The 20,475-nt window shown below is 67.8% G+C and carries 19 protein-coding genes, 1 tRNA gene, 2 pseudogenes and 1 riboswitch; of the genes and pseudogenes, 11 read left to right on the top strand and 11 right to left on the bottom strand.

Features of this window, described 5'->3' with window-relative positions; genetic code table 11:
• Positions 1-158: 158 nt before the first annotated feature.
• The 3 genes from rph (at position 159) to rdgB (ending at position 2,027) form a co-directional block, all read left to right on the top strand.
• Complete coding sequence (gene rph, locus BX283_RS17260; protein WP_101388479.1) at positions 159-896, top strand: ribonuclease PH; 738 nt, start codon at positions 159-161, stop codon at positions 894-896.
• A gap of 112 nt (positions 897-1,008) precedes the next feature.
• Positions 1,009-1,395, top strand: a complete 387-nt coding sequence (locus tag BX283_RS17255; RefSeq protein ID WP_101388478.1) for a hypothetical protein — start codon at positions 1,009-1,011, stop codon at positions 1,393-1,395.
• A gap of 29 nt (positions 1,396-1,424) precedes the next feature.
• Entirely contained in the window at positions 1,425-2,027 is a 603-nt protein-coding gene (gene rdgB / locus BX283_RS17250) for an RdgB/HAM1 family non-canonical purine NTP pyrophosphatase (protein ID WP_101388477.1), read from the top strand.
• A 67-nt stretch (positions 2,028-2,094) separates the two neighbouring features.
• Here rdgB and BX283_RS17245 read toward each other — a convergent pair.
• The 3 genes from BX283_RS17245 to bcp form a co-directional block, all read right to left on the bottom strand.
• Positions 2,095-2,177 (bottom strand) — tRNA-Leu (locus BX283_RS17245).
• Positions 2,178-2,210: 33 nt separating this feature from the next.
• The gene (locus BX283_RS17240) at positions 2,211-3,284 is read right to left on the bottom strand and encodes an HNH endonuclease signature motif containing protein (protein WP_257582998.1); all 1,074 of its coding nucleotides are present in this window, start codon (positions 3,282-3,284) and stop codon (positions 2,211-2,213) included.
• A 143-nt stretch (positions 3,285-3,427) separates the two neighbouring features.
• Complete coding sequence (bcp, locus tag BX283_RS17235; RefSeq protein ID WP_101388476.1) at positions 3,428-3,895, bottom strand: thioredoxin-dependent thiol peroxidase; 468 nt, start codon at positions 3,893-3,895, stop codon at positions 3,428-3,430.
• Between the two features lie 154 nt (positions 3,896-4,049).
• On the opposite strand from bcp, the gene BX283_RS17230 reads away from it, so the two are divergent.
• The 3 genes from BX283_RS17230 to BX283_RS17220 all read left to right on the top strand — a co-directional run bounded on the left by BX283_RS17230 (position 4,050) and on the right by BX283_RS17220 (position 5,282).
• The gene (locus tag BX283_RS17230) at positions 4,050-4,373 is read left to right on the top strand and encodes a DUF3618 domain-containing protein (protein ID WP_101388475.1); all 324 of its coding nucleotides are present in this window, start codon (positions 4,050-4,052) and stop codon (positions 4,371-4,373) included.
• 61 nt (positions 4,374-4,434) lie between these two features.
• On the top strand, positions 4,435-4,767 hold the full coding sequence (locus BX283_RS17225) for a co-chaperone GroES (protein WP_067159470.1): 333 nt from the start codon (positions 4,435-4,437) through the stop codon (positions 4,765-4,767).
• Positions 4,768-4,848: 81 nt separating this feature from the next.
• A riboswitch (guanidine-III (ykkC-III) riboswitch) is annotated at positions 4,849-4,913 on the top strand.
• Positions 4,914-4,961: 48 nt separating this feature from the next.
• On the top strand, positions 4,962-5,282 hold the full coding sequence (locus BX283_RS17220; RefSeq protein WP_101388474.1) for a multidrug efflux SMR transporter: 321 nt from the start codon (positions 4,962-4,964) through the stop codon (positions 5,280-5,282).
• Here BX283_RS17220 and BX283_RS17215 read toward each other — a convergent pair.
• Entirely contained in the window at positions 5,279-7,804 is a 2,526-nt protein-coding gene (locus tag BX283_RS17215; protein WP_101388473.1) for a transglycosylase domain-containing protein, read from the bottom strand. The two genes, BX283_RS17220 and BX283_RS17215, sit on opposite strands and share 4 nt — an antisense overlap.
• A gap of 169 nt (positions 7,805-7,973) precedes the next feature.
• Here BX283_RS17215 and BX283_RS41605 point away from each other — a divergent pair.
• The 4 genes and pseudogenes from BX283_RS41605 to BX283_RS17195 all read left to right on the top strand — a co-directional run.
• Positions 7,974-8,535, top strand: a pseudogene (locus tag BX283_RS41605) (ABC transporter permease); the annotation flags it as partial.
• A pseudogene (locus BX283_RS17205) lies at positions 8,522-9,460 on the top strand (ATP-binding cassette domain-containing protein); the annotation flags it as partial. The pseudogenes BX283_RS41605 and BX283_RS17205, both read left to right, overlap by 14 nt.
• A gap of 51 nt (positions 9,461-9,511) precedes the next feature.
• Positions 9,512-10,141, top strand: coding sequence for a DUF1707 domain-containing protein (locus BX283_RS17200; RefSeq protein WP_101388472.1), 630 nt, complete (start codon positions 9,512-9,514; stop codon positions 10,139-10,141).
• Positions 10,142-10,276: 135 nt separating this feature from the next.
• Positions 10,277-11,587 (top strand): DUF445 domain-containing protein, encoded by a 1,311-nt coding sequence (locus BX283_RS17195; RefSeq protein ID WP_101388471.1) that lies wholly within the window; start codon positions 10,277-10,279, stop codon positions 11,585-11,587.
• Positions 11,588-11,859: 272 nt separating this feature from the next.
• Here the strand turns inward: BX283_RS17195 and BX283_RS17190 are convergent, their stop codons facing one another.
• The 3 genes from BX283_RS17190 to BX283_RS17180 are packed head-to-tail and all read right to left on the bottom strand — an operon-like array spanning position 11,860 to position 13,282.
• Entirely contained in the window at positions 11,860-12,183 is a 324-nt protein-coding gene (locus tag BX283_RS17190) for a hypothetical protein (RefSeq protein WP_101388470.1), read from the bottom strand.
• 53 nt (positions 12,184-12,236) lie between these two features.
• Positions 12,237-12,437, bottom strand: coding sequence for a DUF397 domain-containing protein (locus BX283_RS17185; protein WP_101388469.1), 201 nt, complete (start codon positions 12,435-12,437; stop codon positions 12,237-12,239).
• The gene (locus BX283_RS17180) at positions 12,437-13,282 is read right to left on the bottom strand and encodes a helix-turn-helix transcriptional regulator (protein ID WP_101388468.1); all 846 of its coding nucleotides are present in this window, start codon (positions 13,280-13,282) and stop codon (positions 12,437-12,439) included. Before BX283_RS17180 ends, BX283_RS17185 begins: the two co-directional genes overlap by 1 nt.
• 207 nt (positions 13,283-13,489) lie before the next feature.
• Between BX283_RS17180 and BX283_RS17175 the strand changes: the two genes are divergently transcribed.
• Positions 13,490-14,140, top strand: coding sequence for an ATP-binding protein (locus BX283_RS17175; protein WP_101388467.1), 651 nt, complete (start codon positions 13,490-13,492; stop codon positions 14,138-14,140).
• 6 nt (positions 14,141-14,146) lie between these two features.
• Here BX283_RS17175 and BX283_RS40070 read toward each other — a convergent pair whose 3' ends face one another.
• The 4 genes from BX283_RS40070 to BX283_RS17160 form a co-directional block, all read right to left on the bottom strand.
• A complete protein-coding gene (locus tag BX283_RS40070) occupies positions 14,147-14,767 on the bottom strand; it encodes a HEPN domain-containing protein (protein WP_373979182.1) in 621 nt (206 codons plus the stop codon).
• Positions 14,768-14,779: 12 nt separating this feature from the next.
• On the bottom strand, positions 14,780-15,997 hold the full coding sequence (locus BX283_RS17170) for a DUF262 domain-containing protein (protein WP_180357180.1): 1,218 nt from the start codon (positions 15,995-15,997) through the stop codon (positions 14,780-14,782).
• 69 nt (positions 15,998-16,066) lie between these two features.
• Complete coding sequence (locus tag BX283_RS17165) at positions 16,067-19,231, bottom strand: DUF3427 domain-containing protein (RefSeq protein WP_180357179.1); 3,165 nt, start codon at positions 19,229-19,231, stop codon at positions 16,067-16,069.
• 82 nt (positions 19,232-19,313) lie between these two features.
• The gene (locus BX283_RS17160; RefSeq protein ID WP_101388465.1) at positions 19,314-20,330 is read right to left on the bottom strand and encodes an SEC-C domain-containing protein; all 1,017 of its coding nucleotides are present in this window, start codon (positions 20,328-20,330) and stop codon (positions 19,314-19,316) included.
• Positions 20,331-20,475 lie beyond the last annotated feature (145 nt).

Below are 20,475 nucleotides of genomic sequence, written 5' to 3'. Positions count from 1 at the left end.
GGCACGGTCCGCAGACGAACGACGGCCTTGATAAGGGGCGCGGGGAACTGCGCGACCAGCCACCCACGGTCCGCAGACGAACGAGGGGGCGGAGCCCCGGAAGGGGGGCCGGGGGGCATGCCCCCAGGAGCGAGACGCCCACGAGCTACGCTCGGGGCATGTCTCGTATCGACGGCCGCACCCCCGACCAGCTCCGCCCCGTCACCATCGAACGCGGATGGAGCAAGCACGCCGAGGGCTCCGTCCTCATCTCCTTCGGCGACACCAAAGTCTTCTGCACCGCCTCCGTCACCGAAGGCGTCCCCCGCTGGCGCAAGGGCAGCGGCGAGGGCTGGGTGACCGCGGAGTACTCGATGCTGCCGCGCTCCACCAACACCCGCGGCGACCGCGAGTCCGTCCGCGGCAAGATCGGCGGACGCACCCACGAGATCAGCCGCCTCATCGGCCGCAGCCTCCGCGCCGTCATCGACTACAAGGCGCTGGGCGAGAACACCATCGTCCTCGACTGCGACGTCCTCCAGGCCGACGGCGGCACCCGTACCGCCGCCATCACCGGCGCGTACGTCGCCCTCGCCGACGCCGTCAGCTGGGCCCAGACCAAGAAGCTGGTCAAGGCCAACCGCCAGCCGCTCACCGGCACCGTCGCCGCCGTCTCCGTCGGCATCGTCGACGGCACCCCGCTCCTCGATCTCTGCTACGAGGAGGACGTACGCGCCGAGACCGACATGAACGTCGTCTGCACCGGCGACGGCCGCTTCGTCGAGGTCCAGGGCACGGCCGAGGCCGAGCCGTTCGACCGCAAGGAGCTCAACGCCCTGCTCGACCTCGCCACCGGCGGCTGCGCGGACCTCGCCGCCCTCCAGGTGGAGGCACTCGGCCGCACGCTCGGCGAGTAACGAGGCACCGGCAGGCAAAGAGGCAACCAAGAGGGCCGCTCCCGGCGTCCCTACCGACACGGGCGTACGGGCCGAACCGTACGCCCGTCCGTACACCCGGGAGGACCCGCCCATGCGCCGCAGCCGCCGCGCCCTCGCACTCGCCGCCGTCACCGCGACGCTCGCCCTGCCCGCCGCCGTCGGGTGCAGCGCGGTCAGCAAGGCGCTCGACTGCGTCCAGACCGCCGACGCGATCGCCTCCAGCGTCGACGACCTGGGCCGCGCGGTGTCGAACGCCACCGACAACCCGGCGCAGGCGGACCAGGCGCTCGACGACATCGACAAGAACCTGACGTCGCTGAAGAGCAAGACGGACAACGCCGATCTCTCCAAGGCGGTGGACAACCTCAACAAGGCGGTTTCCAACGTCCGTTCGGCGATCAAGAACGGCGACAGCACGCCGGACATCAGCCCCGTCAAGGACGCGGCGAAGGAAGTCGGCAAGGTCTGCACACCGTGACGCCGGGCGCGCCCGGCGATACTGGGGGCATGACCCGCCTGATCCTCGCCACCCGCAACGCCGGCAAAATCACCGAACTCCGCGCGATCCTCGCGGACGCCGGACTGCCCCACGAACTGGTCGGCGCCGACGCGTACCCCGAGATCCCCGACGTCAAGGAGACCGGCGTCACCTTCGCCGAGAACGCGCTCCTCAAGGCCCACGCGCTCGCCCGGGCGACCGGCCTGCCCGCCGTCGCCGACGACTCGGGCCTGTGCGTGGACGTACTGAACGGCGCCCCCGGCATCTTCTCCGCCCGCTGGTCCGGCACCCACGGCGACGACAAGGCCAACCTGAACCTGCTCCTGGCCCAGCTCGGCGACATCGCGGACGAACACCGCGGGGCCCACTTCGCCTGCGCGGCGGCCCTGGCCCTGCCCGACGGCACCGAGCGGGTCGTGGAGGGCCGCCTCCTGGGCACCCTGCGCCACGAGCCCACCGGCACGGGCGGCTTCGGCTACGACCCGATCCTCCAGCCGGAGGGCGAGACCCGCACATGCGCGGAGCTGACCCCCGACGAGAAGAACGCGATCAGCCACCGGGGGAAGGCGTTCAGGGCGCTGGTGCCGGTGGTACGGGAGCTGTTGGGCTGAGGGCCTACCAAAGCGTGAAGGTCTGGCTCGCGATGGCTGCGAGTCAGACCTTCGGTTTCACGCTCCGTGCGGCCTGAGGGATTCGAACCCTCACGGGATTGCTCCCATCGCACCCTAAATGCGAGGCGTCTGCCGTTCCGCCAAGGCCGCCTGTTGCCAGTCGAACTGCTCGATCGGCGGAGTTCAGTGTACGGGCAGAGGGGGCTCTTCGGCGAGGCGCGTCGCCCCTTTCCGGCGACACCACGTCTCCGTCAGCGCGTGGCAGTTGGGGCACAAATACCGGAGATTCTCCCGGCGGTTGTCCCGCCACTCCCCATTGATGTGGTCGATCTGCAAGGTGATCGGCCGCCCCCGCCACTCGCCGGTGTTGCCGCACTCCGCGCACACGTACGGCACTCCGATTTCGGTCAGGGCTCGATGGAGCTGGGACCTGTTGGTCCGGCCGGCGTGCCTCGGCAGGACGACCAGGATCCTGTCCGCTGTCGTCGGGGGCGCGGTGCGCTCTGGCCGTCCCCAGGCCCGGCGCTTGAAGTGGCTGGTATCGAGGCCGAGACGGGCCGCCGCGCGCCGGACACGCCGGTGATTGGTGTCGTTGACCTCCAGTCCGAGACCGCGCATGACGGCCGCGTAGCTTGTGGAGCTCCCTACGAGGCAACGAAGTCGGTCCTCGGGGAGGGAGACGCGCCGATGGGAGAAGTGCTCCATGTCGATGTCCTGTGTGCGCAGTATGCGAGTCAGCGTGGCGCGTGAGCGGCTGTCGTCCGGCACACCCAGCGAGCGGGCCGCCGCGCGCAGGCTGTCGGCCGAGGCAACCGCCGCTCGTAGTTCATCGACCGTGAAGGGCAGATCCAACTCGGACTGGTTGATGCCTGGGAAGTGGCTGATGTCGATGCCCGCGGCGTCGATACGGCGCCGGATGTGGGACAGAGTTCCGGTGGCCGGGGTCGCGCCCATCTTCAGTGCCACCTCGCGCAGGGACGAGGACGATACGGCGGCTTCGGCAATGGCCGCGTCGGGGTATTTGCGCCATGGGCTACCTTTGACGAAGTGGCTCGTGTCCAGCTCGTACGCGGCGGCCTTCTCCTGGAGCACGCGTCGCTGACCGCCGCTCGTCTTCAGGCCGAGCCGCCGCATCAGATCCGTCCAGTTCCGGGACTCGGCGATGGCCCCTTTCAGCTGTTCCGTGTCGTACGTGTGTGAACTCGGCGCTGTGCCTCTGCGGTCGGCTCTTGTTGCCGGTTTCGGCGTGCCCGCCATGCCCCCACCCCTCCGCCCCCGGCCACGCGTTCGCAGCCCCGTACAGACCAACGACCCGTTAATCGGACAGTCACGCCCGAAATGCGGAACGGCCCGCACCGCATACCGCGCGGTGCGGGCCGTCGGGGGCGTCGAGCGGAACCTCAGATGCCCAGATCCTTGATGATCTTCGCGACATGGCCCGTCGCCTTCACGTTGTACAGCGCGCGCTCGACCTTGCCCTCCTCGTCCACGACCACCGTGGAGCGGATGACGCCGGTCACCGTCTTGCCGTACAGCTTCTTCTCGCCGTACGCCCCGTACGCCTCCAGGACCTCCTTCGACGGGTCGCCGACGAGGGTGACCTTGAGGGACTCCTTCTCGCGGAACTTCGCGAGCTTCTCCGGCTTGTCGGGGGAGACGCCGATCACGTCGTAGCCCGCGGTGGCCAGCAGGGCCAGGTTGTCCGTGAAGTCGCAGGCCTGCTTGGTGCAGCCGGGGGTGAGGGCCGCCGGGTAGAAGTACACGATGACCTTGCGGCCCTTGTGGTCCGCGAGCGAGACCTCGTTGCCGTCCGCGTCGGGCAGGGTGAAGGCGGGGGCGGTGTCGCCGGGGACGAGTCGCTCGCTCATGGGATCTTCCTCCGGAAGGGCGGGGGTGTGGCTTGCTCCAGCAGAGCCTAATGGGGGCCTGTGACAGTGCATCGGCGGCAGAGCTGACAGACTGTCGATGAACGGGACACCCCGTACAACACCCCGTACCCCAGCAAACGACGGAGGCGGCGCAGTGTCGGAAGCCAGGACCCCTGCGCAGATCGAGGCGGACATCAGGAGCCGTCGCGAGCAGCTCGCGGTGACGCTCGACGAGATCGGCGTGCGGCTGCACCCGTCGACGATCGCCGGCGACGCGAAGGCGAAGGTCGCCTCGGCCGTGGACCGCACCGCGGGCCGGGCCTTCGTCGCGGTGAACCGGACCGTCTCGGACGTGAAGGCCCAGTTCGTGAGCGAGGACGGCGCGCCCCGCGTCGAGCGCATCCTGCCGGTCGCGCTCCTCGCCGTCGGCCTCGTCGGGCTGCTCGCCATGTCGTCGGCCAGGAAGCGGCGGGACTGAGGCCGCGGACCGACCCGGCCCTTCGGCATACGCCGGGGGCCGGGGCAGGTAGGTTCGGTCCGTGAGCGAGAACACCCACGACAAGCTGCCCATCCGGATGCTCCACGACCGCGTGCTGGTCCGGTCCGACACACCCGAGGGCGAACGGCGCTCCGGCGGCGGCATCCTCATCCCGGCGACCGCGGCCGTCGGCAAGCGGCTGGCCTGGGCCGAGGTGGTCGCGGTCGGGCAGAACGTCCGGACCGTGGAGCCGGGCGACCGGGTGCTGTACGACCCGGAGGACCGCGCCGAGGTCGAGGTGCGCGGCATCGCCTACGTACTGATGCGAGAGCGCGATCTGCACGCCGTCGCCTCGGAGCGGGTGTCGGAGGACTCGACCGGGCTGTATCTCTGACCCGCCCCGCAGTGACAGATCAAGGGCTGGTGACCGCTGTCACCAGCCCTTTTCGCTGCCTTGTGGCCACCCTTTCGTCGCACTTTGCTATCTTTGAAGCACCCCGACGAGACGCGTCGTACCGGGTTACGACAAGACGACGCACCCCGCGCGTGCGGACGTACGCGCGCGTACGTCTCTCGGAGGTGCCTGTCATGGCCTGGGTTCTGCTGCTCGTCGCCGGTCTGCTCGAAGTCGGCTGGTCGATCGGGATGAAGTACACCGACGGATTCACCCGGCTGTGGCCCAGCCTCTTCACCGGCGCCGGGATCGTCGCCTCGATGATGCTGCTCTCGCAGGCCGCCAAGACCCTGCCCATCGGTACCGCCTACGGCGTCTGGGTGGGCATCGGCGCGGCCGGTGCGGCGGTGCTCGGCATGGTGGTGCTCGGTGAGCCCGCGACCGCCGCCCGGATCTTCTTCGTCTGTCTGCTGCTGGTGGCCGTGGTCGGCCTCAAGGCCACCTCCGGCCACTAGCCCCGGCCGCGCGGCTGGCGGCGCGGGCGGTCGGCGCCGCCGGCCGTCGTCCCCGTCGTCGTGCCGCCCGTGGTGGTGCCGCCCTCCGTGCCCGCCGTGGTCCCGCCGTTGGTGGGTCCGCCGTCCGTGGTCCCTCCGGTGGTGCCGCCGTCGGTGGTGCCGCCCGTGGTGGTGCCCCCGTCGGTCGTGGCGCCCGTGGTGCCGCCGGTCGTGGTGCCCCCGTCGGTCGTGGAGCCGGTGGTGCCCCCGGTCGTCCCGCCCGTCGTCGTGCCGCCCGTGGTCGTGGTGGCGCCGGTGGTGCCGCCGGTCGTCCCGCCCTGGGTCTGCCCCTGCGTCTGGCCCTGGTCCTGGCCCTCGGTCTGGCCGGGCGGGTTCGGGTTGTTCGGGTTGGGGGCCTGCGTCTCGACCGGCGGCGGCACGGACGCGCCCTCCTGGAGCTGGAGGTCGAAGTCCTGCGGCTCGGTGCCCTTGAGCGCGCCCGCCGTGTACTGCGCCCACACCCGCGCGGGCGGCCCGCCGCCGTTCATCCGGTCCAGCCCCAGCGCCCCGTACAGCGGCTTCTGGGCGCCCGTGTCGGGGTCCTGGCCCATCACGGCGACCACGGTGGCCAGATCGGGCGTGTAGCCCGCGAACCAGGCCGCCTTGTCGTCCTCGGCCGTGCCCGTCTTGCCCGCGGCCGCACGGCCGGAGGCCTGCGCGGCCGTACCGGTGCCGCCCTCCACCACGCTCTGCAGGATCGAGGTGGTGGTGTCGGCGGCCTCGCGGCTGACGGCCTGCTTGTCGTCCTGCGAGGGCAGGTCCACCTTCTCGCCGTCCTTGGTGACGGACTCGACCATCGTGTACGTGCCGTGCTTGCCGTGGTTGGCGAGCGTCGCGTACGCCTCGGTCATGTCCAGGACGGAGGCGGTCGCGGTGCCGAGCGCGATGGAGGGCCCGTTGGGCATGTCCGGGGTGCTGGAGGGGATGCCGAGGTCGACGGCGGTCTTGCGGACGGTCTTGGGGCCGACGTCCACGGCCATCTGCGCGTACACCGCGTTCACCGAGAGGTCGGTGGCGGACCGGACGGTGATCGGCCCGTACGACTTCTCGTCCTCGTTCGACGGGTTGTACGCGGTGCCCGACCAGCCTTGTACGAAGCGCTTGTTGGTGCCGTCGTAGACCGTGTTCGGGGTGATCGTGCGCCCGTCCTGCGTCTTGGAGCCGTTCTCGACGGCCGAGGTGAAGACGAAGGGCTTGAAGGTCGAGCCGACCTGGTAGTCGCGCCGGGTCGCGTTGTTGACGTACTGCTTGGTGTAGTCGATGCCGCCGTACATCGCGAGCACCTTGCCGCTGTCCGGGTCGATGGAGGCGCCGCCGACGCGGACGTTGCGGTCCACCTTGCGGTCGCTGCTCACCTGCGACATCACCTTGTCGTCGACGGCGGCGACGAACGCGTCCTGCTTGGCCTTCTGGAGCGTGGTGGTGATCCGGTAGCCGCCCTTGGCCAGGGTGTTCTCGTCGATGACGTCGTTGCTGGTCAGATAGTCCTTGACGGCCTCGACGACATAGCCGCGCTGGCCGGCCATCCCGGCCGCGGGCCGCGCCTTGCCCGGCACCGGGAAGGTGGCGGCGGCCCGCTCGGCCGGGGTCATCCACTTCTTCTTGACCATGCCGTCGAGCACGTAGTTCCAGCGCGCCACGGCCTTCGCCTTGTTCTCCGGGTGCGTCACCACGTCGTACGCGCTGGGGGCGTTGAGCAGCGAGGCGAGATAGGCGCCCTCGGCGGTGGTGACCTTCTCGATGTCCTTGCCGTAGTAGGCCTGGGCGGCGGCCTGGATGCCGTAGGCGTTGCGGCCGAAGTAGCTGGTGTTGAGGTAGCCCTCCAGGATGTCCGACTTGCTGACCTCGCGGTTCAGCTTGATCGCGATGAAGAACTCCTTCACCTTGCGGCTGATCGTCTGCTCCTGCCCCAGGTAGTAGTTCTTCACGTACTGCTGGGTGATGGTGGAGCCGGACTGCTTGCCCTTGCCGGTGAGGGTGTTCCAGGCGGCGCGGACCATGGCCTTGGGGTCGACCGCCCGTTCGGAGTAGAAGTCGCGGTCCTCGGCGGCGAGCACGGTGTGCTGGACGGTGAGCGGGATCTGTGCGAGCCGGACGTTCTCACGGTTGATCTCGCCGTCCCGGGCGAGCTGGCTGCCGTCCGCGTACAGGAAGACGTTGGACTGGGCGGTCGCGGTGGCGTTGGCGGGCGGGATGTGGACGAGCGTGTAGCCGGCGATGAAGCCGCCGATGAGCAGCAGGACGACGACGAGGACGGTGCCGAGGGCCATCCGCCAGGTGGGGACGAGGCGCCGCCAGCCGGTCCGCTTGGGCCGCTTCTTCTTGCCCTTGCCCTTGCCCTCGCCCTCGCCCTGGCCGGCCTCCTCGCCGGGGCCCTGTGCGCCGTCGCCGGGGGCGGCGGGGGCGTCGGGGCCGGTGGCGCTGAGGTCCCGAGGGGCCCAGCCCTGTTGAGGGGGCCGGGGTGGCTGCTCGTCGTCGCTCATGTCTCTCTCGCCACTGGGCTGTATCGGGTGATTCGCGTTGTACGCCCATATTGCACGCCCGGCCGGGGAAAAGCCGTCGCGGTGGACCGCCGGGCGGTACTGGGGTCGTGCGCTTTGACGCGCAGGGGCGCGGGCCCTTCATACACGGACCGGAGGGGGAGATGAGGTGATGCGGCTCTACGCGATCGTTGCCGCAGGTGGGTTCCGACGCCATACGACGTACCGGATCGCCACAGCGGCAGGAGTGTGCACCAACACCGTCTTCGGCGTGATCATGGCGTACACCTATATGGCCCTGTGGAGCGCCCGCCCGCGTCTTGGCGGCTACGACCAGTCCGAGGCGCTGACCTATGTGTGGCTGGGACAGGCCCTGATCATGACGATCGCCATGATGGGCGGCGGCTTCGAGGACGAGCTCGTCGAACGCATCCGTACGGGTGACATCGCGATCGACCTGTACCGCCCTGATCGACGGGGCGGGCATGGCGCAGATGGCCTGGCTCGGCGGGATCTTCTGCTCCGGGATGCTGCTGCCGCTCAACGTCTTCCCGGGCGCCCTCGGCGAGGTGGCCCGGGCGCTGTCCTGGTCGTCGCTGCTCCAGATCCCGGCCGACGTCCTGCTCGGCCGCCACCCGGGCTGGGGCCTGGCGCGGGCGTACGGCGTCCAGCTCGGCTGGGCCGCGCTGCTGCTCGGCACCGGGCGCCTGCTCCGGGCGGCGGCGACGCGGCGGGCGGCGGCTGCGGCGCGAGCGCGGGCAGGTCAGGGCGGTCGACGGGATCAGCTTCTCGGTGCCGCGCGGCGAGATGGTCGGCTACATCGGCCCCAACGGCGCCGGAAAGTCCACCACCATCAAGATGCTGACCGGCATCCTGACCCCCAGCGGCGGCCGGGTGCGCGTGGCGGGCCTCGCCCCTTCCCCAAGCTCTCGGCTTCGCTCGAGCAGGGGATACCCCCATCGCGAGCGCACCCGCCTGGCCCGCCGCATCGGCGTGGTCTTCGGGCAGCGCACCACGCTCTGGTGGGACCTGCCGCTGTACGACTCGTACCGCCTGGTCCACCGCATGTACCGCATCCCCGACGACCGCTTCCGCGCGAACCTGGACCGCTGCGTCGAACTCCTCGACCTCGGCGAGCTGTTGGACGTGCCCGTACGTCAGCTGTCGCTGGGGCAGCGGATGCGGGGCGACATCGCGGCGGCCCTGCTGCACGACCCGGAGGTGCTGTACCTGGACGAGCCGACGATCGGCCTGGACGTGGTGAGCAAGGCGAAAGTACGCACGTTCCTGCGGGACTTGAACAAGGAGCGCGGCACCACCGTCCTCCTGACGACCCACGACCTGACCGACATCGAGCAGCTCTGCGAGCGCGTGATGGTGATCGACCACGGCCGGCTGGTGTACGACGGCGCGCTGGCCGGGCTGCACGAGATCGGGGGCAGCGAGCGCACCCTGGAGCGCGAGCTGGCGCCGATCGAGCTCGCGGACGCGCGCGTGGTGAAGGTCGAGGGGCCGAGTCAGTGGCTGGCGTTCCCGGCGTCGGCGGCGCCGCTGGTGGCGAGGATCGCGGACCGCTACCCGCTGGTCGACCTTTCGGTGCGCGAGCCGGACATCGAGTCGGTGATCGCCCGGATGTACGCCGACCGGGGCCTTCATTAGGCTGGCGGTATGACGAGTGAACCTTCGGGGGCGGGGGCGGGTCTCCCCGAGATGCGGGCATCGGACGCGGAACGCGAGCGGGTGGCGGAGGCGCTGCGCGAGGCGGTGGCCGAGGGACGGCTCGACATGGAGGAGTTCGAGGAGCGCCTGGAGGCGGCGTACAAGGCGCGTACGCACGGGGAGTTGGCGCCGCTGGTACGGGACCTGCCGACGCCGGGCGTACGTACACCGGCCCCCTCCTCTCCCGAAGCCTCCGGAGCTGTCGACTGGCCGTCCAGGATCGGCGGCACGGCGACCTCGCGGGGCGCCTTCGCCTTCTGGGGCGGGTTCGGCCGCAAGGGCACGTGGACGGTCGGCAGGAAGTTCACCGCGTTCGCGATGTGGGGCGGCGGCGACATCGACCTGCGCGAGGCCCGCTTCGAGTCCGCCGAGACGGTGATCCGCTGCTTCACGATCATGGGCGGCATGGGCGTGACGGTCCCGCCCGAGCTGACGGTGAGGGTTCGCGGCTTCGGCCTGATGGGCGGCTTCGGCGACAAGGCGACGGGCGAGGGCACCCCGGGCTCGCCGCGGGTGACGGTGACGGGATTCGCCCTGATGGGCGGCATCGGCGTGGAGCGCAAGCAGCGCAAGGCGGCGAAGCGGGGGCTGGGCGGGGCGCCGCGCAAGGAACTGGGCTGAGAGCCGGTTGTCGAGGCGCGCGGCGGGTTCACCCTTATTCACCCTTCCCACGGGAACTCGACGTGCGTCCCGGGAGTCCCTCAGGTAGGGACAATTGCGTACGGGGCGGTGCGTGCGCGTGGACGGGCGGAGCGAATGGAACGTACTGATGCGGCCGGGGCGGCGGGGCCCGCGCACCTGCCCCCGTTCTCGTACACGGCGGCGGACGAGGAGAAGCGCCGCGGCGTGCGCCGGATGAAGGCCACGGCGACGGGCCTGCTGCTCTTCGTGGCGCTGGTCTTCGCCCTGGCGACCTGGGCGGACCGCTCCGGCGCGGGCTCCTGGGCGGCGTACGTCGCGGCGGCGGCCGAGGCGGGGATGGTGGGCGCGCTGGCGGACTGGTTCGCGGTGACGGCCCTGTTCCGCCACCCGCTGGGCGTCCCGATCCCGCACACGGCGATCATCCCGAACAAGAAGGACCAGCTGGGCGAGTCGCTGGGCTCGTTCGTGGGCGAGAACTTCCTCTCCCCGGAGGTGGTCCGCACCCGGCTGGGCGCCCTGGGCATAGGCGCCCGGATGGGCACATGGCTGGCGGAGCCGTCCCACGCGGACAGGGTGACGTCGGAACTGGCGACGGCGTTGCGCGGCGCGCTGACGGTCCTGCGGGACTCCGACGTACAGGCGGTGGTCGGGGAGGCGATCACCCGCCGGGCGGACGCGGCGGAGATCGCGCCGGGCATCGGCAAGACGCTGGAGAAGGTGGTCGCGGACGGCGGCCACCGCCGGGTGGTGGACCTGGTGTGCGCGAGGGCGCACGGCTGGCTGGTGACGCACGGGGACTCGGTGATGGAGGCGGTGCAGGGAGGCGCCCCCGGCTGGACCCCCCGCTTCGTGGACAAGAAGGTGGGCGAACGGGTCTACAAGGAACTGCTCCGCTTCGTCACGGAGATGCGCGACATGCCGTCGCACCCCGCGCGCGGGGCGCTCGACCGCTTCCTGGCGGACTTCGCGGCGGACCTCCAGTCGGACACGGAGACGCGGGCGAAGGTGGAACGCCTGAAGTCGGACGTGCTGTCCCGCCCGGAGGTCCAGGACGTGATCGCGTCGGCCTGGTCCTCGGTCCGCGCGATGATCATCGCGGCGGCGGAGGACGAGCGCAGCGAGCTGCGCCTGCGGGCGAGGGCGTCCCTGCTGTCCCTGGGCGCCCGCCTGTCGACGGACACCCGCCTCCAGTCGAAGGTGGATGGCTGGGTCCAGGACGCGGCGGCGTACGTGGTCTCCACGTACCGCACGGAGATCACGTCCCTGATCACGGACACGGTCCGCTCCTGGGACGCGACGGACACATCCCGCAAGATCGAGGCCCACATCGGCCGCGACCTCCAGTTCATCCGGATCAACGGGACGGTGGTGGGGGCGTTGGCGGGGCTGGTGATCTTTGTTGTGGCGAGGGGGGTTGGGGGGTAGGGGGGCGTGTTTTTGGGGCCGGGGTGTGGTGCGGGGGCGTGGCGGCCGGGCCGGGGTGTGGTGCGGGGCCTGGCGGTGGCCCGGAAGCGGGGTGTTGCCGGGACCGGCGGTCCGGCGGGCAGGGCCTCTGGCGGGCAACGTCTGCTTCGGCTCCCCTGCTGGGCGCGTGACCGCAGTCCTGTCCCTGCTCTGCGTGGCCACGCGCCCAGCCGGTCCATCCTGCGGGGAGTCGCAGTGTGCGTTGTTACGTACGTACGAGTCGCTCCCAGCGTTCAAACGGTTCCCGTTCCCGGCTGGGCATTTTTCCTGGTGACGGACCAGGAGGCCACGGCAACCCCACCCGCCACAGCGAACACGGACGGCCAGGCGCCGACCTTCTTGGCGAGCGGATGCGACCCGGCGAACGCGGCGACATAGGCCGCGGTGAGCCCGACGGCCGCCTTGGTCCCGGCCGCCTGCTTCCACTCCCGAGCGGCCACGGCCCCGGCGGCGGCCAGCGCCACCCCACCGAGCGGCCGCTTCTTGGTCCACCGAGCGGTGGCATACCCACCCACAAGCCCACCCGCGGCGATAACTGCTGCCGAAACCTTGGCCATGTCGTGCCTCCTGCGCGTCTGTGGAGTGTCCACTGCGAGGCTAATGGGCGGCGTCAGGCTGGCGGCATCCGGTCTGCTTGGAGGGCGGTGAGGAACGCCTCCCAGGTGGGGGCCGCGAATCGCAGGCGCGGGCCGGCGGGGCGCTTGGAGTCGCGTATGGCGGTTCCCGTCGCCGCGAACGTGGCCTCGACGCATTCGGTACCGCTGCCGCCACTGTACGAGGACTTCACCCAGCGGACGTCGTCGTGATCCATCAAAGCTCCTTGCAGGCTCGATCCAGGAGCGCAGCGGATGCTTCGATGTCCAACGCCTGCGCTCGCAGGTACTCGAACGCCAACTTATAACGGGCGAGTTCCTCAGGCTTCTCCATGAACAGGCCACCGCCGATGATGTCCACGTAGACGACGTCGAGTTCGGGGGTCGGACCACCGAGGATCACGAAGCTGCCGACGGCGGCGGCATGCGCTCCACTGGCGAAAGGCAGGATTTGCACGGTCACTTGACGCTGTTCGGCCTGGCTCCGTAGGTGCAGCAGCTGCTCGCGCATCACCTCGCGCCCGCCGACCAGCCGCCGTAGAACGGCCTCGTCGATCACGGCCCAGATGTGCGGCGGCTCCTCGCGGGTCAGCAACTCCTGCCTCTTCATGCGGATGTCGACCATGTGCACGATCTCCTGCTCTGTGCACCGCATCTCGGAGGCGCGGTGCACGGCCTCGGCGTAAGCGCGCGTCTGGAGCAGGCCCGGGACGTACATGCAGGCGTAGTGATCCTCGCGAACCACTTCGTCCTCCAGAGTCAGCATGAGGTTCATCGACTCCGGGATCGGGTCGGCCAGCGATCGCCACCAGCCCTGAATCCTGGCGCCCTTGGCCAACTCGACGAGAGCGAGCCGCTCCTCCTCGGTGGCACCGTATTCGCGGCAGAGAGCATCCACGGTCGGCCACTTGACCGCGCCCTCCTTGGTCTCGTAGCGGCTCAAGGTAGCTTTGGAGATCTCGACGAGCGTTCCGGCCTCCTCCAGAGTGAGGCCCTTGCGCTCACGCAGCCTCCGAAGGTCGGCCCCGAGCTGGCGCCTGCGGGTGGTCGGTCCAACTGCCATGGTCGTGACCCTTCATGTAGATCTGCCCGAGCCTGCACGGCGCATCGCGATGCGGGCAAGACAGCGCACGCCGGGGGCGCACCAGAAGGCCCGCGCTTCACCAACTCCACTATGAGAGTTCCAAATTGAGAGTTCCACTGTCACGCTGAAGTCCTGCCGCGTTGTCTCGTGCGGCGCACCCACTGTGCAAGCTGAAAGGCGGCTCACATGGCTGGATGCAGGTTCAAGATCCGCAGGAAGGCGTGGGACCTCCCCTTCTTGGCGGAGCCGGCGGAGTTGGCCGGGCTCCGGCGCGTGATCGGGTTACACCTCGGCCTCTGGGGCCTGCCGGACCTGATCGACTTGGCTCAGCTGTGTGTGACCGAGCTGGTCACCAACGTCATCACGCATGTCGGCTGCGGAACACCTACGACTCTCACGGTGTCGATGAACGGGCAGTTCCTGCGCCTCGAAGTGAGCGACCCGGATGCACGAGCCCTTCCGACCCTCCTCGCGGCGAGAGACGAGGAGGAGTCGGGAAGAGGCATGGCGCTGGTGGACTCCGTGGCTACGCGTTGGGGCGTGATCCTCAGGGCGGACACGAAGGTCACTTGGTGCGAGCTGGATACGGGGCTCTGTGCGGCTGATGACCACGTTGACGATCCGCAAGTCGAAGCGGCAGAGGCACTGTTGGTTCTGTGCTGCCTAGATCCCAGCCGCGCCGACCTGGGCCCGTTGACCGCAGAAGTGGGAGTGCAGACGACCGTCAGAGTGATCGCTGATCTCCTCTACTGGCTACGAGTGCATGGGTGCGACCCAGATAAGGTGCTCGATCGTGCGAAGCTAAACTTTGATATCGCGGCCGAAGGCGTGATCTGAAGAAAGCTACTTATCCTCTAGGATTCCATCGATGACCTTAAAACCGTCCAAGATATTCTTGACAGTTGAGAGTTCCACTCGTGGATCTACTTGAATCTGCATCTTGGCAGAGGTGTGTGCCACTTCGCCGCGCGCGGTAGCCCATACCTCCGTATCGTTTAGCCACTCAGTATCTATTTCGTCCTTCGTGACACCTATGGGAAGCAGAAGCAGGAGCAAGTTTCTCTCCTTGATCCCATTGTTACTCGTTCGCACATATGTGCTGTATTGTCGCTTCGCTGCCTCCACTCGACTCTTGAGGGTTGGGTATTTTGCCCCGTTCCTGTCTCTCAGTTCGGTTAGGGAATCTGGTATATCGAGACGCGAATCGCGATGTGACATTAGAGCGAGAAGGCAGGGGCGGATTGTCCCATCTTCGTTCCATTCGAGATGGGCCCTGTGGACGACCTCGATAACTCTGTCTTCTATGTAGGATTCAAACTCTGCGTGGGCAAGGACGCGAAAAGCTCGCGTCCTTTCGTGCACTCTGTCCGAGTATAGCCCTGTGGAGTTGAAGTTGGCGGGCAGTAGATTTCGACGGAGCTCCGAAACTCTTCGGGATAGTGTTCTGTAGCGCGTGGAAGGCACAGTCGAGACCCCTCATGGAGAGATTCGATTATTTTCGAATTGAGGGACTCTTACTGACGTTTGGATCGCTTCCTCTAGTGCCGCTCCCCAAAGTGCAAGCCGTCGATGCGTGGCCAGTGGAGTCTTCGTTGTCGTTTGAATGGACTCGACAAAGCGAGGGTTATCATCACAGAGGCGCCTAAAGGCGTGTTCGACATCCGATCGCATCGAGGTGGCGAGATCGGCAACCTCGGTATCGGTGAAGTAGTAGGTCATGATGTCGAAGACTGCACGATTGAATCGACCCTCATAGTCACCGTCGGACCAGCGGTAGAAAGAATTTTCGCCGAAGATTTCGAATGTTGTGCGGATCGCCCTTTCGCACCCCCTTCCGGTTTCTCTGATTTCATCTTCGTTTTCAGGCCAAGCCTCGTTCAGCTGGTTCACAGTACTGTCGAGGAAACCCTTGAGGTTTCCGGTGTACGAGTCGAGGCGATAGCGGAACGCGAAGTAGCGAAGCATTATTTCAACGTCGCGCATCCGGAAATCCGGCTTCTTGATGCGCAATGCCCGCTGCAGCCACGCACTCTCAGATGCGGCGTCGTCCAGATAGTTCGTGAATTCTCCAGGATGGAGAGCCTGACGCAGCTCCTGGGGAGACAATCGCACGCTGCCAGTATTCAATCGGAGGAAGACCAGGTTCAGGAAGTCCTCGTTGGGCCAGCGACGCACGACGACAGTGCGAATGGTTTCGTTGAGGAAAGCGTTCAAGTCGTCGACGAGATCGCTATCGTTCTCCATCTTTGCTAGGGTTTGAAGTCTCAAGTCGCCCCGCACGTCAAGGTTCGTAAGGCTGAGGCCTTTGAATTCGCGTTCGTTATCTGAGACGGCCAGAGAAGATCCTGCAGCAAACTGACGTAGTGCTAGTAGCCGTTGTTTACCGTCGAGGACAATAAACTTACCGCGCCTGCTTTTGTCTTCGGCAAGCACGATTTGAGGGATAGGAAGGCCGAGGATCAGGGACTCGATGAACTTGCTCTTCCTCGCCTTATCCCAAGCGTCGCGCCTCTGGAATTTTGGATTGAGCTGAATGTTTCCTCGACGCAACTGGCTGAGGATCGTCTCTGTGGTCCAATCGGTATCCGTTACGACTGCCCGAGTGACATCACTGCGTGACACATCAGATGGTTCGTTCTCCTCTCCGTCGATGTCGTCGTACGCGTCATTGCCATTGTCGATTACGCGAGCCACGGATTCCTTCTCTCGTAGATTTGCTCGAATGTTCGGCTAGTGCGAATGGCCTGGGTGTGATGGCCACCTCTATCCGGCAATGATGTGCGCATACGTCCACACGTCCGCCGGCAGGTCGTTGTGCAGCCGCCAGGTTATGGCCATTGGCTTGCTACCACGGTGATTCACATACGTCGCCGGACCCAGGAGCATCCAGGGCTGGGACTTCCCGATGTCGGTGTCCTTGTAGCGGCGCATGAAGAGCAGGACGTGGCTGCCCTGCTCGACGTGGTTGCGGTAGCGCCGCCCGGTCGGGGACTCGGCCGATGTGCTGTTCTGGGACTCCCAGTGGAAGAGCGAGGGGCTCTGGGCGAAGTCTTTGTAGCGAACGGTCGGGGAGAAGTCCTTCTCGTTCTTCTCCAAGGTGATCAGCAGCGCGTCGGTCTTGAGCGCGTCCACCCACGTCACACCCTGCGCGAACGAGCCGGGCATCTGGCCGCCCAGCCGGGCCACACCGAGCGCGGCCAGGATCTCCGACCGGTTGTACGAGCTGTGGATCTTCAGCGGGAGCTCGTGGTGCGGCGATTCCATCGACAGCGGGAGGTGGTCCGTACGCTCATGGACGTGCGCCAGCACCTGGCGGAGCTCGCTTCGCAGCGCGTGCTGCTCGCGGAGCGAGTCGAGGCCTTCCTGGTAGCTGGAGAACCCGCCCGCTGTGTCCCACAGGTTGAAGAAGAGCATGCGGGCGTAACCCTGCTGCTTGGCGTCCAGGTCGGCGTACGCAGGGGCGTCGTCCTCCAGCAGCCGGGTGTACGCCTCGACGCGCTCGCGGTCATCGGCGTGCAGAAAGGCGTGGACGCGCTTGAGGAGCTGGTCCTCGCCGGGTGGCGCCTCGTCCGGGATGAGCTTGGCGTAACGCAGAATGCCCGTCCAGGAGTTGGAGCCCTTGTAGAGCTCCTTGATCTCTCGACGGCTCTCGGTCAGGTACTTGGAGAGGCCCAGCTCGGCGTATCCCTTCACCTCGGAGGCCAGTGTCCGTATGCCTGCCTTCAGCTGGGTGCGCACGTTGTCCAGGACGATGTCCTTGGCCACCCCCTCCAGGACGATCTGGCAGCCGGAAGGGAGCTGTGGGAAGCCGCGCTCCAGGTTATCGACCAGCCGGTTGCGGGAGAGGTTCGTCAGAGCGCGGAACTGCTCCTCGAAGCGGAACTCGGCGCGGTGCTCACCGATGAAGTCGAGCACGGTCAGAACCGGCTTGTTCGGGGTGCGCCGCAGACCGCGCCCCAACTGCTGGAGGAAGACCGTGGCACTGTTCGTGGGCCGCAGAAGCAGCAAGGTGTCGACATCGGGGATGTCGAGTCCTTCGTTGAACAGGTCGACAGAGAAGATCACTTGGATTCTACCGTCGCGCAGGGCCTGTAGGGTTTCGGTGCGCTCCGCCGGGAATGAATCGCTGTCGAGGGCATGGGCCTTGATGCCTGCTTCATTGAAGCGTTTGGCCATGAAGCGCGCATGGGCCTTCGTCACGCAGAATCCGAGCGCACGCATGGAGCCCGGTCGGGAGATCTTCTCCTGTATGGCCTTCACGATCAGTCGCACTCGGGCGTCGTTGCCGGTGTAGATACTGCCGAGCTCGCCGACGTCGTACGAGCCCTTCTGCCAGGACAGTGCCTTCAGATCGGTACCGTCGGGGATGCCGAAATAGTGGAACGGGCACAGCAGGTCGTTGTCCAGCGCCTCCCACAGGCGCATTTCGGCGGCGATGCGGCCGTCGAAGAACTCATCCTGGACGTTGAATCCGTCCATCCGCTCCGGGGTGGCCGTCAGGCCCAGCAGCTCTGGCGCCCGGTCCTCGTCCTCGGGCTGGAAGTGGGAGATCACCTGTCGGTACGTGTTCGCCGTGGCGTGGTGGAACTCGTCGATGACGATGACGTCGAAGTGGTCCGGAGCCAGCAGCGCCAAGCGCTGCTCGGTGAGTGATTGCACGCTGGCGAAGACATGCTTCCAGGTGCGCGGCTCTTCGCCGTTGTAGAGAAACTCCCCGAACGAGGCGTCGTCCAGGACCTCGCGATAGGTGCGCCGCGCCTGTTTGAGGATTTCCTTGCGGTGCGCCACGAAGAGGAGCCGCAGGTCCTTGCCCTTGCTCTGGAGCAGATCCCGGTAGTCCAGCGCAGCCATCACGGTCTTGCCGGTGCCGGTCGCCGCCACCAGCAGATTGTGGCGACGGCCGTGAACCTCACGCTCGACGTTGAGACGCTCCAGCATGTCGCGCTGGTGCGGAAAGGCACGTACTTCGAGCCCCGAAAGGCTGATCTTCGACTCTTCCGAGGTACGGGTGCCACCGGCAAGCCCCAGGGCCTCGTCCAAGCGCTCCGCGTGGGTGTCCGGGTCGTACTGCTCGAACGCGTTGTCACTCCAGTACGCGTCGAAGGTCGACTCGAACTTGTCGAGAACGGTCGGCGTGGCCACGGAGGAGAGCCTGACATTCCACTCCAGGCCGTCGAGGAGCGCAGCTCGGGAGAGGTTGGAGCTGCCGACATACGCGGTGTCGAATCCCGTGTTGCGCCGGAACAGCCACGCCTTGGCGTGCAGTCGGGTGGACCGGATTTCGTAATTGACGCGTACTTCCGCGCCGAACTCCCGCACCAGCCGGTCGAGGGCGTGCCGGTCCGTGGCGCCCATGTACGTGGTGGTGATGACCCGGATGGGGACGCCCCGCTCCTTCGCGGCCCGCAACGAGTCTTCCAGTACACGAAGGCCGTACCACTTCACGAAGGCGCAGAGCAGATCGATGCGGTCGGCGGTAGCGAGCTCTGCCCGCAGCTCGCTGCCCAGACTGGGGTCGTCAGGGGCATTGGTGATCAGGGCCGCTTCGGAGAGCGGAGTGAGCGGCCGCATGGCGTAGACCCCCGGCGCTTCCCGCTCGGCGAGAGCGAGCAGCTGCCGGGGGCCGTCGGCGATGAGGTCCATGGGATCCCCGGTCGTCGAGGACGCTTCCGGGTCCTCGGCGAACGCCGCCATGATGCGATTGGCCGCGGCCACTTGCTTGTCCTGCGGAAGCTGACGCAGTTGGCGCTGCACGGCCGCGGCGACGTGCCGGGCGAGTACATGGGGCGAGGACTCCGGGCTTACCTCGGCCTCGACCACCTTCCACCCGCTGGCGCCCAGGCTGTCGATCCGGTCCTGCACCTGCTGCGTGATCAGTTCCTCGTACACGCCGGTGATCGGTTGAGTGAAATCCCCCGAATCCGCCACGGCCTCTCCCTGGGTCGCTGGGTTTTTGATTCCGTTGCGACTCAGTTCTAACAAAGGCCACTGACAACGCAGACGGCGGCCGTCACATTGCCCCGTGGCACTCCGAATAAGCCACCCCCGACCCGCACCAGCAAGCCTCCCCCCGCCGAGGCGGCCAGGCCACAGCCCGCCCCCGGGCCGCAAGCGTCGTCGCGTACTGAGGGAGGAGGTCCGCGTTGGACGGGGAAGAGGACTCCGACGCTGCGAAGGCCTCGTAGGACGGGACCGTGCCTGTGACGATGCCCAGGTTCGCCGTGCCCGTCGCCGACAGTTCGCGGAGGGACGCCTCGATGTCCAGGAGGTGGGCCGCGTGGGTGGGGTATTCCGTGGACAAGGACGGGTAGGCCGTGAGGAGTTCGTCCAGTTCCGGGGCCGGCCAGTGCAGGACCGCCACCGGGAACGGGCGGGAGAGGGCGGCGCGGTACGTGCCCAACTCCGTGCGCAGGCGGGCCAGTTCCGCCTTCAGTTCCGCCGGGTCGTCCGAGCCGAGGGACCACAGCCGCTTGGGGTCGTGGAGTTCGTCCAGGGTGATCTCGGCGCGGTGGAGGCGGTCGGCGAGTTCGTCCCAGGAGTCGTGGTCGAGGGCCAGCAGACGGCGTACGCGGTGGCGGGCCGTGAGCAAGGACTGGGTGGGGTACGGGATGTCCGCCGTCGGGTCGTCGGCGGGGAGCAGGAGCGTGAGCGCCGTCGTCAGGGTCGCGTGCGCCGCGTCCAGCTCGTCGTGCGTCTCCAGTGTCTCCGCGACGATCTCCCACGGGGCCGGGTCCCGGGGCGCCGAGCCGCGGATGCCCTCGATGATCGCCCGCGCCTCCGCCTCGTGCCCGTACTCCCAGAGGTTCGCCGCCTTGAAGGCCTTGATCAGGGCCGGGTGCTCGGGCTCGGCGGCGAGGAGGCGGTCGTAGAGCGTCGTGGCTCGCTCGCGGTCGCCGGCCAGTTCCAGGTGGGCTGCCGCTTGGAGGAGGAGCGGCTCGTGGTCCTCGGGGTACTGGGCCGCGGTGCGCAGCAGACGCTCGGCTTCGGCGGTGTGATCGGTGTGATCGGCAGGCGTGTCGGGGCGCATGAGGGACACCGTACTGCTGTGCGGGGCCCAAGCGGAGGGGTGTTCCGGCCCTGGTGAGTTGACGGGGGAGCCCTTATGGTGCGCGCGTGCGGATACCGGTGGTGGTGCAGGGGCGCTCTCGGCGGCGGACCTTTTTGGCGCGCGC

Origin of the sequence: Streptomyces sp. TLI_146 (genome assembly GCF_002846415.1) — a bacterium.
GTDB lineage: Bacteria > Actinomycetota > Actinomycetes > Streptomycetales > Streptomycetaceae > Streptomyces.
This window is presented reverse-complemented; position numbering and strand designations above follow the sequence as displayed.